The 15532-nt window shown below is 42.4% G+C and carries 22 protein-coding genes; 3 read left to right on the forward strand and 19 right to left on the reverse strand.

Going from position 1 to position 15532, the window contains the following annotated elements:
- Positions 1-423: 423 nt before the first annotated feature.
- The 18 genes from rplQ to NFU46_RS18845 all read right to left on the reverse strand — a co-directional run bounded on the left by rplQ (position 424) and on the right by NFU46_RS18845 (position 11124).
- On the reverse strand, positions 424-825 hold the full coding sequence (gene rplQ, locus NFU46_RS18760) for a 50S ribosomal protein L17 (protein WP_004589197.1): 402 nt from the start codon (positions 823-825) through the stop codon (positions 424-426).
- Between the two features lie 39 nt (positions 826-864).
- Positions 865-1851: a DNA-directed RNA polymerase subunit alpha gene (locus tag NFU46_RS18765; protein WP_004589198.1), complete on the reverse strand. Its 987-nt coding sequence runs from the start codon at positions 1849-1851 to the stop codon at positions 865-867.
- Positions 1852-1875: 24 nt separating this feature from the next.
- A complete protein-coding gene (gene rpsD / locus NFU46_RS18770; protein WP_036974007.1) occupies positions 1876-2496 on the reverse strand; it encodes a 30S ribosomal protein S4 in 621 nt (206 codons plus the stop codon).
- Between the two features lie 21 nt (positions 2497-2517).
- A complete protein-coding gene (rpsK, locus tag NFU46_RS18775) occupies positions 2518-2904 on the reverse strand; it encodes a 30S ribosomal protein S11 (RefSeq protein ID WP_036974009.1) in 387 nt (128 codons plus the stop codon).
- A 13-nt stretch (positions 2905-2917) separates the two neighbouring features.
- Positions 2918-3274: a 30S ribosomal protein S13 gene (rpsM, locus tag NFU46_RS18780; protein WP_054562818.1), complete on the reverse strand. Its 357-nt coding sequence runs from the start codon at positions 3272-3274 to the stop codon at positions 2918-2920.
- Positions 3275-3402: 128 nt separating this feature from the next.
- Positions 3403-3516, reverse strand: a complete 114-nt coding sequence (gene rpmJ / locus NFU46_RS18785; protein WP_002959476.1) for a 50S ribosomal protein L36 — start codon at positions 3514-3516, stop codon at positions 3403-3405.
- A 22-nt stretch (positions 3517-3538) separates the two neighbouring features.
- Positions 3539-4867, reverse strand: coding sequence for a preprotein translocase subunit SecY (gene secY, locus NFU46_RS18790; protein ID WP_036974013.1), 1329 nt, complete (start codon positions 4865-4867; stop codon positions 3539-3541).
- 10 nt (positions 4868-4877) lie between these two features.
- On the reverse strand, positions 4878-5312 hold the full coding sequence (rplO, locus tag NFU46_RS18795; RefSeq protein WP_054554386.1) for a 50S ribosomal protein L15: 435 nt from the start codon (positions 5310-5312) through the stop codon (positions 4878-4880).
- Positions 5313-5316: 4 nt separating this feature from the next.
- Positions 5317-5499 carry a 50S ribosomal protein L30 gene (gene rpmD / locus NFU46_RS18800; protein ID WP_016710201.1) on the reverse strand — a complete coding sequence of 61 codons (183 nt, stop codon included), beginning with the start codon at positions 5497-5499 and terminating at the stop codon, positions 5317-5319.
- Between the two features lie 3 nt (positions 5500-5502).
- A complete protein-coding gene (gene rpsE, locus NFU46_RS18805; RefSeq protein ID WP_036974018.1) occupies positions 5503-6009 on the reverse strand; it encodes a 30S ribosomal protein S5 in 507 nt (168 codons plus the stop codon).
- A 9-nt stretch (positions 6010-6018) separates the two neighbouring features.
- Positions 6019-6369, reverse strand: a complete 351-nt coding sequence (rplR, locus tag NFU46_RS18810) for a 50S ribosomal protein L18 (protein WP_036974021.1) — start codon at positions 6367-6369, stop codon at positions 6019-6021.
- A 9-nt stretch (positions 6370-6378) separates the two neighbouring features.
- On the reverse strand, positions 6379-6912 hold the full coding sequence (gene rplF, locus NFU46_RS18815; RefSeq protein ID WP_054554387.1) for a 50S ribosomal protein L6: 534 nt from the start codon (positions 6910-6912) through the stop codon (positions 6379-6381).
- A 13-nt stretch (positions 6913-6925) separates the two neighbouring features.
- Entirely contained in the window at positions 6926-7318 is a 393-nt protein-coding gene (rpsH, locus tag NFU46_RS18820) for a 30S ribosomal protein S8 (protein WP_054554388.1), read from the reverse strand.
- A 21-nt stretch (positions 7319-7339) separates the two neighbouring features.
- Positions 7340-7645 (reverse strand): 30S ribosomal protein S14, encoded by a 306-nt coding sequence (gene rpsN / locus NFU46_RS18825; protein WP_054554389.1) that lies wholly within the window; start codon positions 7643-7645, stop codon positions 7340-7342.
- Positions 7646-7655: 10 nt separating this feature from the next.
- The gene (gene rplE, locus NFU46_RS18830; protein ID WP_054554390.1) at positions 7656-8195 is read right to left on the reverse strand and encodes a 50S ribosomal protein L5; all 540 of its coding nucleotides are present in this window, start codon (positions 8193-8195) and stop codon (positions 7656-7658) included.
- 16 nt (positions 8196-8211) lie between these two features.
- Positions 8212-8526 carry a 50S ribosomal protein L24 gene (gene rplX / locus NFU46_RS18835; protein ID WP_054554391.1) on the reverse strand — a complete coding sequence of 105 codons (315 nt, stop codon included), beginning with the start codon at positions 8524-8526 and terminating at the stop codon, positions 8212-8214.
- A gap of 10 nt (positions 8527-8536) precedes the next feature.
- A complete protein-coding gene (rplN, locus tag NFU46_RS18840; RefSeq protein ID WP_010378257.1) occupies positions 8537-8905 on the reverse strand; it encodes a 50S ribosomal protein L14 in 369 nt (122 codons plus the stop codon).
- Positions 8906-9180: 275 nt separating this feature from the next.
- On the reverse strand, positions 9181-11124 hold the full coding sequence (locus NFU46_RS18845; protein WP_251603998.1) for an AsmA family protein: 1944 nt from the start codon (positions 11122-11124) through the stop codon (positions 9181-9183).
- Between the two features lie 405 nt (positions 11125-11529).
- Here NFU46_RS18845 and NFU46_RS18850 point away from each other — a divergent pair, with 405 nt between their 5' ends.
- Positions 11530-12696: a hypothetical protein gene (locus tag NFU46_RS18850; protein WP_251604000.1), complete on the forward strand. Its 1167-nt coding sequence runs from the start codon at positions 11530-11532 to the stop codon at positions 12694-12696.
- 288 nt (positions 12697-12984) lie between these two features.
- Positions 12985-13662 carry a TorF family putative porin gene (locus tag NFU46_RS18855; RefSeq protein WP_130049946.1) on the forward strand — a complete coding sequence of 226 codons (678 nt, stop codon included), beginning with the start codon at positions 12985-12987 and terminating at the stop codon, positions 13660-13662.
- Between the two features lie 64 nt (positions 13663-13726).
- On the opposite strand, the gene NFU46_RS18860 is transcribed toward NFU46_RS18855, so the two are convergent.
- Positions 13727-14620, reverse strand: coding sequence for an aldo/keto reductase (locus tag NFU46_RS18860; protein WP_405030699.1), 894 nt, complete (start codon positions 14618-14620; stop codon positions 13727-13729).
- 170 nt (positions 14621-14790) lie between these two features.
- On the opposite strand from NFU46_RS18860, the gene NFU46_RS18865 reads away from it, so the two are divergent.
- Complete coding sequence (locus NFU46_RS18865; protein ID WP_251604006.1) at positions 14791-15501, forward strand: YIP1 family protein; 711 nt, start codon at positions 14791-14793, stop codon at positions 15499-15501.
- Positions 15502-15532 lie beyond the last annotated feature (31 nt).

Below are 15532 nucleotides of genomic sequence, written 5' to 3' on the forward strand. Positions count from 1 at the left end.
TTACTTGACTCAACCAACTCGTCGTTTTGCTTTTTTGTAAGCAGTCCGCCGTGTCGGTGGATGCGCATTATAGGGAGATCCGAATTGAGATCAACTGTTTTTTGAAGTTTTTATGAAAAAAATAACTGTTCGCGCAAAATACGAACGAAACGGGTAAAAATAGCACTAAATCACTCGTAATATGGCTATTTAAGCAGTGTATTTTATAAATATGCTTGTTTTTAAATTGTATAGAAGGTGATTTAACTATTAAGGAATGCGAATTGATCTTTATATATGATCTTAATTGCTAGGCGCTTAAAGATTGTAGGAAAATGTTTGGGGTTGATAGAGCTGTTTTATTAGTAGTGAGTTTTAGAATAGTAGTGAGTTTTAGAAAGTAAAAAGCCGAGCATAAGCTCGGCTTTTTGGTGTCTTTACGACTTACTCTGCAGACTGCGCGTCTTCTTGAACTTCTTCGTTTGTCGCTGGGCGACCAACTAGTTCAATATAAGCCATTGGTGCATTATCACCAGCACGGAAGCCACACTTAAGAATACGAGTGTAACCACCAGGACGGTCTGTATTACGTGGACCGATTTCGCTGAATAATTTACCAACTACTTCATTATCACGCGTGCGAGCAAACGCTAAACGGCGGTTTGCTACACTGTCAGTCTTAGCCAGTGTGATTAAAGGTTCAATTACACGGCGCAACTCTTTAGCTTTAGGCAAAGTTGTTTTGATGATTTCATGTTTCACCAAAGAACCAGCCATGTTGCTGAACATCGCTTTGCGATGGCTGCTGTTACGGTTTAATTGACGACCACTCTTACGATGGCGCATGACCCTATCCTTCTAACTAAACTAATATAGTGATTTAGATTATTCAGCTAGGCTTGCAGGCGGCCAATTTTCTAGGCGCATACCTAGAGAAAGACCACGTGAAGCTAGCACGTCTTTAATTTCAGTTAGAGACTTCTTACCTAAGTTAGGCGTTTTAAGAAGCTCAACTTCAGTGCGCTGAACTAAATCACCGATATATTGAATTTGCTCGGCTTTCAAACAGTTTGCTGAACGTACTGTTAGCTCAAGATCATCAACTGGACGAAGCAGAATAGGATCGAATTCTGGCTTCTCTTCTTTCTCTTCTGGCTCAGTTACATCACGTAAATCTACGAATGCATCTAATTGCTCAGCTAAGATAGTAGACGCACGGCGGATCGCTTCTTCAGGATCTAAAGTGCCGTTTGTTTCCATATCAATGATTAGCTTGTCTAAGTCTGTACGTTGCTCAACACGGGCTGATTCAACCGAGTACGCAATACGTTCAACTGGGCTGAATGATGCATCAAGCAGCAGACGACCAATTGGACGCTCATCGTCATCAGAGGATAAACGACTAGATGCCGGCACATAACCGCGACCGCGCTCAACACGAATACGCATGCTGATCTCGCTGCTATCTGTCGTAAGGTGACAGATAACGTGATCTGGGTTGGCGATAGTTACATCACCATCGTGCTGAATATCAGCCGCAGTCACAGGGCCTACACCAGATTTAGTCAGGGTCAGAAAAACTTCATCTTTGCCTTCTAAAGTTACTGCTAGACCTTTAAGGTTTAACAGAATTTCAATGATGTCTTCTTGTACGCCCTCTTTCGCGCTGTACTCATGCAATACACCGTCGATTTCTACTTCAGTTACTGCACATCCAGGCATAGATGATAACAGTATACGGCGTAAGGCATTACCCAAAGTGTGACCGAAGCCACGCTCTAATGGTTCTAAAACTACTTTAGAACGCGTTGGGTTGATAGCGTCGATATCGACTAACCTTGGTTTTAGGAATTCGGTAACAGAACCCTGCATTTTATCCTCTCTTAACTCTTAACTTTACTTAGAGTAAAGTTCGACGATTAGTTGTTCGTTAATGTCCGCAGACAGATCTGAACGCTCAGGTAGGCGCTTGAAGCTACCTTCCATTTTCTTACCGTCAACTTCAACCCAAGTCGGCTTTTCACGTTGCTCAGCCAACTCTAGAGCAGCGATGATACGTGCTTGTGTTTTTGACTTCTCACGAATTACAACAGTATCTTCTGGAGTAATTACGTATGAAGGGATGTTCACTACACGACCATTAACTAAAATCGCTTTGTGGCTTACTAACTGACGTGCTTCAGCGCGTGTGCTAGCAAAACCCATGCGATATACAACATTGTCTAAACGTTGCTCTAAAAGCTGTAACAAGTTTTCACCTGTATTACCTTTAAGGCGAGCAGCTTCTTTGTAGTAGTTACGGAATTGCTTTTCTAATACACCGTAGATACGACGTACTTTTTGCTTTTCACGTAGCTGTAAACCGTAATCAGATAAGCGACCTTTACGAGCGCCGTGCTGACCAGGTGCAGTCTCAAGTTTACACTTAGAGTCGATAGCTCTTACGCCGCTCTTAAGGAACAGGTCAGTACCTTCACGACGACTCAGCTTGAGCTTAGGGCCCAAATATCTTGCCATGTTATTTCTCCTAACCTATTGTTAAACGCGACGTTTCTTCGGTGGACGACAACCATTATGAGGGATTGGCGTCACGTCAGTGATGTTGGTGATACGGTAACCAGCAGCATTCAAAGCACGTACAGCAGATTCACGACCTGGACCTGGACCTTTGATGAAAACTTCTAGATTTTTTAAACCGTATTCTTGAGCAGCAGTACCTGCACGCTCTGCAGCAACCTGAGCCGCGAATGGAGTAGATTTACGTGAACCACGGAAACCTGAACCACCTGCTGTTGCCCAAGATAGTGCATTACCTTGACGGTCGGTAATTGTTACAATAGTGTTGTTGAAAGAAGCATGAACGTGAGCCATACCATCAGCAACTTGCTTTTTAACCTTCTTACGACGAATTGGTGCTTTAGCCATAATCTACCCCACCTTATTTCTTGATAGGCTTGCGAGGACCCTTACGAGTACGCGCGTTAGTCTTAGTACGTTGACCACGTAGTGGTAACGAACGACGGTGACGTAGGCCACGGAAACAACCAAGGTCCATAAGGCGCTTGATATTTAATGTAACTTCACGACGAAGGTCACCTTCTACAGTGTACTTGCCAACTGCTTCACGCAATACGTCAAGTGTTTCGTCTGAAAGTTCACCGATTTTTGTGGTCTCGGCGATACCAGTCGCTGCTAAGATTTCCTTAGAGCGAGTCTTACCTATGCCATAAATAGCAGTTAAACCGATAACTGCATGTTTATGATCAGGGACGTTAATGCCAGCGATACGGGCCACTAACACATCTCCTATATTTGAATTTGGTAATCATCTGTTTGAAAAGCCCGTAAGGATACTCAAACGAAGACCAAATCACAACTAAAAACACAGGCCGAGTAAATAACTCAGCCTGCACGACTGTTTAATTAGCCTTGCCTTTGCTTGTGCTTAGGCTCACTGCAAATTACGCGTACTACACCAGCACGTTTAATAACTTTACAGTTACGGCATATTTTCTTAACGGAAGCACGTACTTTCATTGCTCAACTCCGTAAAATGACCTTATCGACCGTAGCCTTTAAGGTTTGCTTTTTTCAGCACAGAATCATACTGATGTGACATCAGATGCGTCTGTACTTGTGCCATAAAGTCCATGATTACAACAACGATAATCAAAATTGATGTACCGCCGAAATAGAATGGCGTTTGCCATGCCATAGTCATGAATTCGGGCACCAGACAGATAAAGGTTATATACAAAGCACCTGCCAATGTCAGGCGTGTCATCACTTTATCAATGTATTTAGATGTCTGCTCACCTGGACGAATACCTGGGATAAATGCGCCAGATTTTTTCAGGTTATCTGCTGTTTCACGCGGGTTAAATACCAACGCGGTGTAGAAAAAGCAGAAGAAGATAATAGCCGCAGCTAAAACCATCGCATATAAAGGTTGACCTGGAGTCAACGTTGTAGCGATTGCTTGTAGCACATCAGCGACCGGACCTTCACCCTGGCCGAACCAGCTTGCAATTGTACCAGGGAACAGAATTATACTGCTAGCAAAGATTGGTGGAATAACACCCGCCATGTTTACTTTCAGTGGTAAGTGCGTGCTTTGAGCAGCAAATACCTGACGACCTTGTTGACGCTTTGCATAGTTAACGACGATACGACGTTGACCACGTTCAAAAAATACAACTAGGTAAGTAACAGCGAATACGATTACAGCAATCAATAACAGTACAAGTACATTCAGATCACCTTGGCGCGCCATTTCGGCTGTCGAACCAATAGCAGACGGCAGGTTAGCTACGATACCAACAAAAATCAGAACTGAGATACCGTTACCGATACCACGTTCTGTAATTTGTTCGCCCAACCACATTAGGAACATAGTACCAGTTACTAAACTCACTACAGCAGTGAAGTAGAAACCGATGCCTGGGTTAACAACTAACCCGTCCATCATGCCCGGTAAGCTAGTAGCAATACCGATTGATTGGATTGTAGCAAGCACAAGCGTGCCGTAGCGTGTGTACTGGCTAATTTTCTTACGCCCTTGCTCACCTTCTTTCTTAAGCTCTATAAACGGCGGATACATATGCGTTAATAGTTGCGTAATAATCGAAGCCGAGATGTACGGCATAATACCCAGTGCTAACACTGAAGCTCGCTCAAGCGCACCACCGCTGAACATGTTAAACATTTCAACAATGGTGCCCTTTTGTTGCTCGAAGAAATCGGCAAGTACAGCGGCGTCAATCCCAGGGATCGGCACGAATGAACCTAGACGGTAAATAATGATAGCACCTAATACAAATAGTAATCGACGCTTCAATTCCGAAAGCCCACTTTGTGCACTTTTCATATCTTGACCTGGTTTAGCCATTAGTACTTCCTTAGTCTTCTACCTTGCCTCCGGCAGCTTCGATAGCTTCGCGAGCACCTTTAGTCACTTTAAGACCTTTAACGGTAACTGCGCGTGAAACTTCGCCAGATTTAACTACTTTAACGAACTGGATGTTCTTTTTAACTAGACCAGCTGCTTGTAACGCGTTTACGTCTACTACATCGCCTTCAACTTTAGCGATTTCAAAAAGGTTAACTTCAGTAGATACTAATGATTTACGTGAAGTGAAACCAAATTTAGGTAGACGACGTTGCATAGGCATTTGACCGCCTTCGAAACCAACGCGTACTTTACCGCCAGAACGTGATTTTTGGCCTTTATGACCACGGCCACCAGTCTTACCAAGACCAGAACCAATACCACGACCTAGACGTTTCTTTTCAGTTTTTGCACCAGCAGCAGGTGAAAGTGTATTCAAATGCATCGAATTAACCCTCAACCTTTACCATGTAAGAAACTTGGTTAATCATACCACGCACACATGCTGTGTCTTCTAACTCAACAGTGTGATTGATACGACGTAGACCAAGACCGCGTAATGTAGCTTTATGCTTCGGTAAACGACCGATAGAGCTCTTTACTTGTGTTACTTTTACAGTTTTATTAGCCATGGTTTACCCCGTGATTTCGTCAACGCTAAGACCACGTTTAGCAGCGATTGACTCTGGAGAGTTCATGTTCTCTAGAGCAGCAATCGTTGCACGAACGATGTTGATCGGGTTAGTTGAACCGTATGCTTTTGACAATACGTTCTGTACACCAGTTACTTCTAGTACTGCACGCATCGCACCACCGGCGATGATACCTGTACCTTCAGAAGCAGGCTGCATGTATACTTTAGAACCCGCGTGGCGACCCTTGATTGGGTGCTGTAGCGTGTTACCGTTAAGGTCTACACTGATCATGTTGCGACGTGCTTTTTCCATTGCTTTTTGAATAGCAGCTGGAACTTCACGTGCTTTACCATAACCAAAACCTACTTTACCTGCGCCGTCACCAACTACTGTTAGTGCAGTGAAGCTAAAGATACGACCACCTTTAACCACTTTAGACACACGGTTTACCGCGATTAGCTTTTCAGCCAAATCAGGCTGTTGTTGCTTTGCTTCTACGTTAGCCATTGTCTACTCCTAGAATTGCAGACCGGCTTCACGCGCTGCATCAGCAAGCGCCTTCACACGGCCGTGATATTTAAAGCCACTGCGATCAAAAGCAATCTTTTCGATGCCTTTGTCAGCTGCACGTTCAGCAACCGCTTTACCAACTGCTTGAGCAGCTGCAACGTTACCTGTGCCTTTAACTGTTTCGCTAATTGCTTTTTCAACAGTAGAAGCAGCAGCCAGTACAGTACCCTCAGCAGTAACTACTTGAGCGTAAATGTGACGTGGCGTGCGGTGGATAACAAGACGCGTTGTGCCTTGTTCAATATAATTTCTACGAGTGCGTTTAGCACGACGTAGACGAGCTGTTTTTTTATCCATCGTCTTACCTTACTTCTTCTTAGCCTCTTTACGGCGTACATTCTCGTCCGCGTAACGAACACCTTTACCTTTATAAGGCTCAGGTTTACGGTATGCACGGATGTTAGCAGCTGTTTGACCAACTAACTGCTTGTCTACGCCCTTAACTAGAACTTCTGTTTGGCTTGGTGTTTCAATCGTAATACCTTCTGGTACTTCGAAATTCACTGGGTGTGAGAAACCAAGAGTTAAGTCTAATACTTTGCCCTTAGCTGCTGCACGGTAACCAACACCTACTAACTGAAGTTTCTTCTCGTAACCTTCATGCGTACCAACAACCATGTTGTTGATTAGAGCGCGAGCAGTACCTGCTTGTGCCCATGCATTAGCTACGCCTTCACGAGGTAAAGTTGTAATAACGTTGTCGTTAACTTGTACTTCAACAGCGTCGTTGATAGTACGAGTTAATTCACCGTTTTTGCCTTTAACTGTGATGTCCTGGCCTTTTAATGTAACTTCTACACCGGCAGGAACATTGATTGGTGCCTTTGCTATGCGAGACATAGTTCCCCTCCGATTAAGCTACAAAGCCAATGATCTCACCACCAACGCCGGCACTACGTGCTGCGCGGTCTGTCATTAGGCCTTTAGAAGTTGATACGATAGCGATACCAAGACCACCCATTACCTTTGGTAATTCGTCACGTTTCTTATAGATACGTAGACCAGGGCGGCTAACACGCTGGATATTTTCAATAACAGCTTTGCCTTCGAAATATTTTAAATCGATAGAAAGCTCAGGCTTCGCTTCACCGCTTACAGCGTAATCTGCGATATAACCTTCATCTTTTAATACTTTAGCTACTGCTACTTTCAGTTTTGAAGTTGGCATCGTTACTGATACTTTCTTCGCTGACTGACCGTTACGGATACGTGTAAACAAATCCGCAATAGGATCTTGCAAGCTCATAGTCTTACTCCCGTGATACTATTACCAGCTAGCCTTTTTAAGGCCAGGAATTTCACCGCGCATAGCTGCTTCGCGAACTTTGATACGGCTCATGCCGAATTTGCGAAGGTAACCATGTGGGCGGCCCGTAACGTTACAACGATTACGTTGACGCGAAGAGCTAGAATCACGTGGTAAAGCTTGTAGCTTTAATACCGCGTCCCAACGATCATCGTCAGATGTATTAACATCACTGATGATAGCTTTTAGTGCCGCACGCTTTTCAGCGAACTGAGCAACTAATTTCGCACGCTTTGCTTCGCGCGCTTTCATAGAATTCTTTGCCATAACCCTACCCTTATTTCTTGAATGGGAAGTTAAACGCTTCTAACAACGCACGGCCTTCATCATCTGTTTTCGCAGAAGTAGTGATTGTGATATCCATACCGCGAACACGGTCTACTTTATCATAATCGATTTCTGGGAAGATGATTTGCTCACGTACGCCCATGCTGTAGTTACCACGTCCATCAAAAGACTTAGCACTTACACCACGGAAGTCACGGATACGCGGGATAGCGATTGAAACCAAACGCTCAAAAAAGTCCCACATACGCTCGCCACGTAGGGTTACTTTACAACCAATTGGGTAACCTTCACGCACTTTGAAGCCAGCAACTGATTTGCGTGCTTTAGTGATTAGAGGTTTCTGACCAGAGATTGCTTCTAGATCCGCAACAGCGTTATCTAGGATCTTCTTGTCAGCTAGAGCTTCGCCCACACCCATGTTTAATGTGATCTTTTCGATCTGAGGGACTTGCATGACAGAGCTGAAACCAAACTTCTCTTGAAGCTCAGCAACTACTTTGTCTTTATATACTTCATGCAGTTTCGCCATCATTCTACTCCAACTATTAGATAGTTTTACCAGTAGATTTAAAGATACGTAATTTCTTACCATCTTCAATCTTGAAACCTACACGATCTGCTTTACCCGTTTCCGAGTTGTAGATCGCAACGTTTGATACGTCGATAGACGCTTCTTTCTCAACAATACCGCCAGCTTGGTTCAACTGAGGAACAGGCTTTTGGTGCTTCTTGATTAAGTTGATGCCTTCGACAAATACTCGACCAGATTCAGCAACAACTGAAAGCACTTTACCGCGCTTACCTTTGTCTTTGCCTGCTAGTACGATTACTTCGTCATCACGACGGATTTTTGCTGCCATGATAGACTCCTTATAGTACTTCTGGTGCTAGTGAAACGATTTTCATGAACTTTTCAGTACGAAGTTCACGAGTCACAGGGCCGAAGATACGAGTACCAATTGGCTGTAAGTTATCGTTTAAGATAACAGCCGCATTGCTATCGAAACGGATCAAAGAACCGTCCGGACGACGAACGCCTTTTTTAGTACGCACAACTACCGCGTTTTTAACATCACCTTTCTTCACTTTACCGCGAGGAATAGCTTCTTTTACAGAAACTTTGATGATATCGCCAACCGCTGCATAGCGACGGTGCGAACCGCCAAGGACTTTAATACACTGCACTTTGCGAGCGCCGCTGTTATCAGCAACGTCCAGCTGAGTTTGCATTTGGATCATGTTAATGACCTCCGGTGTAGAAATTACAACACGCCTTAATTTTGTTTAAAATCAAGACATTTCGGTTAAATTCCACTCAAAAAACAAGCAAATTGTCTCTTAAGGGCGGGCAATTGTAGCAGCAATGGCAAGGAAGTGGTAGGTTATTTTTTAATTAATTTGGAATTAATCGCAATGCCTGCATTGAGGAATTACAGCAGCTTGCTGGTTTGTTATTGATTATAAAACAAACAGGGCGCAAATGCGCCCTGTTTTTGACTTTAATTAAATTTTTATTAATTACCAAATAGACCTTTTAATTTGTCTTTGATTTTATCTTTAGCTTTTTCTTTGACTTCTTCTTTAGCCGCATCACTGACATCTAGGCTATAACCAACATCATGGAATGGCCCTTTGATACGCAGTGGAATTTTAAAGCCTGTACTATCATCGGTCGTGCCTTGCCCTTCGATTGAATCAACAATCCCCGTTACTAAGCGATAGTCTACATTCGTCATAGGTAAATCAACTTTACCTGAGCCAGTGATACGAATAAGTGGGCTAAGTAGTGACAGGTCTTTATTTTCACCAACACCGTTAGTGAATACAAAACTGCCCTGCAATGCCGAGAAGTCTGTTTGCTGTGAGTTATCAAAGCCTGTATCTAAACCTTCTGATACTGCGCTTAAGTTACCTTTGATTAGCTCTTTTGCTTTACGAACCATCTCTGCAATGTTGGCCCCTTTTACCGCACCATCAGCAAACTCAAAGCCTAACTTACCATTTAAAGCATTTATAAAGCTCTTTTGGCTTTGACCTGTGGTCGTTAGATCCCAATTTAGAGACCCTTTACCCATTAACTTATCGAAACCTGCCGCATCAGTTAGTAATGGCTGCGCATCAATTTTATCTAAAGAAAAGTTAGTACTAATTTTATAAGGTGTTTGCTTGGCGTTAACGGTTATCACACCGTTACCATTGCCCTCATAAGCAACAAACTTGTCTAGACTGATTTTAGCCACGGCATTTTTTAGGTTCACCGTTAACTGGTTTTCACCAAGGGTAATATCATTGGCTTTTAAGCCACTTGAACGCACGACTACATCTGCATCCAATGCATTTAAGCCGCTCATATCAATTGCAGTATCATCCCAAACAATTGGCTGTGCTGGCGCATCTGCTGCAGGCTCTGTTTGCTCTTCTTTAGCTACGCCCTCTGGTAGGTAAGGGTTTAGATCAAGCATACCTAAATCAATATCAGCATTCACAGCTAAACGATCACCAAGCTTAATATCGCTTTTACCTTTAATTTGCAGCTCATCTAGGGTGGCAAGTAGCTCAGTAAGCTTAAACTGTTGTCCTTTTAGGTGCATTGAACCCTTTACATTAAAGGCATTAAACGCATTTTCTTTTGCATTAAGCTCAACACCTTGCCAGCTCGCAATGTTTTTAACAGAGTCACCACTGACAGAAAGAAGCCCTTGCACGTCATTACCCATTTCTGCAATTGCACCTTTAAAATTCAAATCGACTAAGCGTGAATCAACCTCAGTGCTGACATTAAAGGTTTCGCCTTCAATCGCTTTAACAGGTGTATCTAGCGTGACATCTAAATCAAAACGCTCACCCATATAGGTAATACCGCCTTTTAATTCTAAGGTCTTGCGAAGAGAAGGTAGTAAGATGGCTAACTCTAAATCGCTTATCTGTTGCTTTGCTCCGGTTTTACCATCTAGATAAGTGAAAGTACCACCGTAGATTGCCACTTCACCAAGTTCGATATCAAAGTTATCTGGTAAGTTAACAGCGCCAGAACTCTTTTGCTGCTCGGTCTGTGGTTGCTCAGCAACCGCATCAAATAATTGCCAGTTTGCTTTACCATTTTTATCGGTTTCTAACAAAATTGTTGGTTCGTTAATAACGAATTTATCAAGCTTAAACTCACCGCCAAACAATGACATCCACGGGATACGGATAGCAAGTTGCTGCATGCTTGCCATATCTTTTTGCGAGCCAGTTTGCATATTGGCAAAGTGCACATCATTCAATTCGAGTTTTAATGATGGAAATACCGACAGCTTTTTATCGCCATTAATAGTCAGACTACGACCTGTGGTTTGCTCTACTTGCTCCGATACTTTATTAAATATCGCGTCTGTAGGTATTAGGAATGGTGCAGCGACTACCAATGCAATCAGTAATACGAAGATGACACCAACGATTTTCAGTAAGGTTTTCATAATCATCCTTAAAAATGGGCAAACAATGTTCATATCATAGCGGGAGTTAGGCGCAATTGCATTGCCCAACACATAAAAAGGTTTGTAAACAAGCTTAGGTACAAGAATATGAATCAGCGCTGAAACTTTTTGATACCTATAGGTTACAAAAATCCCTTGGCCGCTTTATACCCTTGGTGGTTATCGCGTTAAAAATCGCTGCTCACTTTGAACTCAGTGTTGAGCAATTATTTACACTCGATGACAATGATTAATAAACCATGTCAGTCGCAATCTTACTTATAAAGTATCAGTAAGATTGCATCATTTCATTACTTCGGTATGATGCACGACCCTGTTGTTTTTGCACCCTGTGTACTAAAATTAAACAACCCAATTTGGTCAAAACTGGAGTATCGATTAAGCATGAAGAAACTGCTTATTTCACCGTCAAAAATGGCGCTTGGCGAGCAAGAAAGTCAAATTTATCAAAATATCCTCAAGCAAGCCTCTGATATCAGCTTAAACCTTATGGCAGTTAAAGTAGAAAACCACCCTGAAGACTTTTTAGGTTGGTGCTATGAGCTATTAAGTGCAAGCCGTGATCGCATTAACTACGATCTGTTAGAAGATAAGCAATTACCCACTCTTAAAAAACTTCATGACTTATTAATTTCTGCAATCAGTTTTTTGCAGTTAAAAACATTAAGGGTTGCGCCATGGCCTGTTATTGCAGGCTTCATCGAGCAGCATAAAGAGCTTGTAGCCCTTGATGAGCAATTACGCTTAACTAATTACATTGCTGCAATTAAATCGCAATCCCTAAAAGAGATGATCCCAGAAGACCGTTTAGCGTTTTCAGGTAAACACAGTGCCTCGCTTGATCCAAGCAGCTATAACTTCGACGTTGAATGGTTTGCTTCTACTAAGAACGCAAAAGGTTTCCACCAAATGTTGAGTGATTTACCAGGTGCGTTCGATGAGGCGCTTGTACACATTCCACTTGAGGGTGAAGTAACGCAAGAACATTATCAGCATTTTATGGTTGCTTACTTCATGGCATTTAATGGCAGCGATGAAAAGCCAACGCTTGCTCCTGCTACTCGCTTGCTTGCGATGCGCCGACCTGACGTGTTTACACCAATCGTAAATAGTAAACTTGATGCCCTTTGTGCGGCATTAGGCATTACTAAGCTTAATAACCGTGATTTTGAGCGCTACTGGCAAGATGTTGTCGAAGCAATACATAGCATGCCTTGGTTCAAAATGGCCAGTGCAGCAAATGAGCTTGAACAATCTCTGGTTGAAATCAAAGCCCTATTGCCTAGCTTCTTTTATTATGCAGATAAAAGTACCGCTGATAACTCTAACTATATTAAGTTGTTAAACAAACCTAAGAGTACCACAAGCTCAGCAGGTAAAAAGACCGTACGCCGTGGCAAAGAATCAGCAGAGATACTGGTGGACCGAGCATTAGCAAGTGATGATATCCCTGAACATATCAAAGCTAAGCGCGATTCAATCATCAGTGAAGTTGAAAAAGGCCGCAGTGTTGAAGAAACCATTACTCTAATGCGTGCAATTTTCGGCTAAGTTACTCTCAAATAAGCAAAACCCGGTTGCTTCGCAATTGTGCAACCGGGTTATTTTTTGCACCACACATGTGCGCATGAACAATTCAAATAACCATCCTTTTCACAATTAAACAAGTTTAAAAGCCTGTTTTTAAAGCCTTTAAGCATAAAATATCCCATTCGAAATTAACTTGGCACAACCAGTGCAATATCGTATCCAGACAACACATAGAAAATGTCCTCAAATAATAACCAGACTGCAATCTGAAAATGGGACAAAATCAACATAACAACAGGATACAGAAACATGCTAAAACTAAAAAAAACGGTCGCAGCAAGCGCCCTTGCGCTATTAACTTTGAGCTCAACATATAGCTATGCAGAAGTCACAGCAAACGCTGCGGCAACTTCAAACTACTTATGGCGTGGTCAAGAACAAACCGGCGGTGATGCTGCAATCCAAGGTGGTATCGACTACGCAAGTGAATCTGGCTTTTATGCGGGTACTTGGGTATCGAATGCTAGCTGGGCTGACGACATGACTTACGAGCTAGACCTTTATGCTGGTTTTGGCGGTGAAATCAATGAAACCTTTAGCTACGATGTTGGCTACATTTATTATGCATACCCAGATGCAGCATCTTATACAGATGCAGACTTCTCTGAAATCTACGGTAGCATTAGCATGGGTAGCTTCACCTTTGGTGCAGCAGTCCTAGCAACATCAGCAGCAAGCGGTGACGGTACAGATTTTGGTGACTCTCTATATTTAAATGCTGACTACAGTTTCCCAGTTGGCAGTACCGGTGCAGAAATGGCCCTTCACTTAGGTCATTACTCAGGGGATTTCATTGGTGATGATGACATCATCGACTACGGTGTTTCAGTGTCGAAAGACGGCTTTACTTTCGGTCTTTCAGACAACGACATTGATGGTTCAGATGTAAAAGTGTATGTCGCTTACGCGGTTGACTTCACTTTATAAAGAATGTGTTACTTGCTGCAACACGAAGGGCCGTTAAGGCCCTTTTCTCGTTTTGGGCTATATATTAAGGCACACTATGCCCGGTTGAGCCTTGCCAAATGCGATACCATTGTTCACGGTTCATAGTAAGCTGCTTAGCTTCAACAGCTGATTTAACACGCTCAATATTCCCCGTACCAAGTACCACAGACGGTGCACTTGGGTGCATTAACAGCCAAGCATAAACAACTTGATCAATGGCTGTGGCGCCAATTTCAGCACCAACCTGCTCCAACACTGTACGTAAACGCACCGCTTTTTCATCATCACTTGAGAATATACGACCCCCAGCTAATGGTGACCAAAGCATAGGTTTGATATCGAGCAATTGGCATTGGTCTAAGCTACCATCATCAAGGGCTTTCATTTCGTAAGGTGAAAACTCAATTTGATTAGTCACAAGCTCAAAGTCTAAACGCGACTGCAACAAGCTAAATTGCGATGGGGTGAAATTAGATACACCAAAATCAATCACGTCACCATTTGCTTTTAGGGTATTAAATGCTTGTGCCATTTCATCAGCATTCATTAAGTAATCAGGGCGATGGATAAGTAATACATCTAAACGATCAGTGTTGAAGTTTTTAAGTGACTGCTGTGCTGAGGCAATTATATGCGCGGCACTTGAATCATAATGGTTTGCTTTGCCTTGTAATCCTAGGCTTGCAAACGCAGGCTTAATACCACATTTAGTGATTATTTTGATTTCATCACGAATACTTGGTTTTAGTTTAAGTGCTTTACCAAATTCGGCTTCACAACCGTATTCACCGTAGATGTCAGCATGATCAGTATTTGAAACTCCCATATCGATTGCATTTTCTAAAAAACTTAAGCATTGCTGTGGCGTTATCTGCCAATCTAGCAAGCGCCAGAACCCTAATACCAACTCATCAATACAACGACCATTGCTATTCACCATAACGACCTACTATTCCTAATAAATTCGACTCAAATTAATCTTTTAACCATATCACAGATTTACTAATCACAGCTGTTAACATACAGTTACAAAACAAATTGCTAATTTGTTACTAAACAGGATATTTTAGTACCTAAAAACAAATGTTATAAAACAAGGAATAAAAAATGAAATCATCAAATGTCATGACCGCATTGGTTGATATTTTTATCAGCCCAAGCAAAGCCTTTAATGGCTTAAAAGAAGCAAAAGGTTGGTCTTTTGTTGCCTTTATTTTACTTGCCAGCATTCTCGCTGCCAGCATGTTTGCTTTTTACAATAAAGCTGACCCGCAGTTTTTAATCGATCAACAAGTCGCAGCGGCCAGTGTTGATGCCACCATTGCAGAACAAAAAATGATTCGCCAAAGCATGGAGCAAACCATAGATTTGCAAGTTTGGTTTGCTATGTTTGGTGGCATTATCGGTTTAGCTGTTATTAATGCCCTAATGGCAGGCTACTACCTATTTGTATCTAAGCAAGATCCAGAAGCTAACTACGGTTATGGTGCGTGGTATGGCTTTGGTGTATGGGCCATGATGCCTTTGGTTATTTATTATTTAGGCTTTTTAATCTTAGTCCTTACAGCAAGCACTAACCAAATTTCACAAACGCTAATGAACTACTCTTCGATTAACCAACTTTTAATTGGTTTAGAAATTGGCCACCCATTTTACACCTTACTTGAAAGTCTCAATATCTTTTCTATTTGGGGTATTTTCATCGCAGCTATCGGTTTAAAGAGCTGGACTAATTTCACTTTCAATAAAGCGCTACTGTTTGCAGCTCTACCAAGTATTGTTATTTACGGTATTTGGACTGTAATCGCTCTCGTTTAATTCTGCTTTGAGCGGCAATATGCCGCTCTTA

Origin of the sequence: Pseudoalteromonas sp. NCCP-2140, assembly GCF_023708065.1 — a bacterium.
Taxonomy (GTDB): Bacteria; Pseudomonadota; Gammaproteobacteria; order Enterobacterales; family Alteromonadaceae; genus Pseudoalteromonas.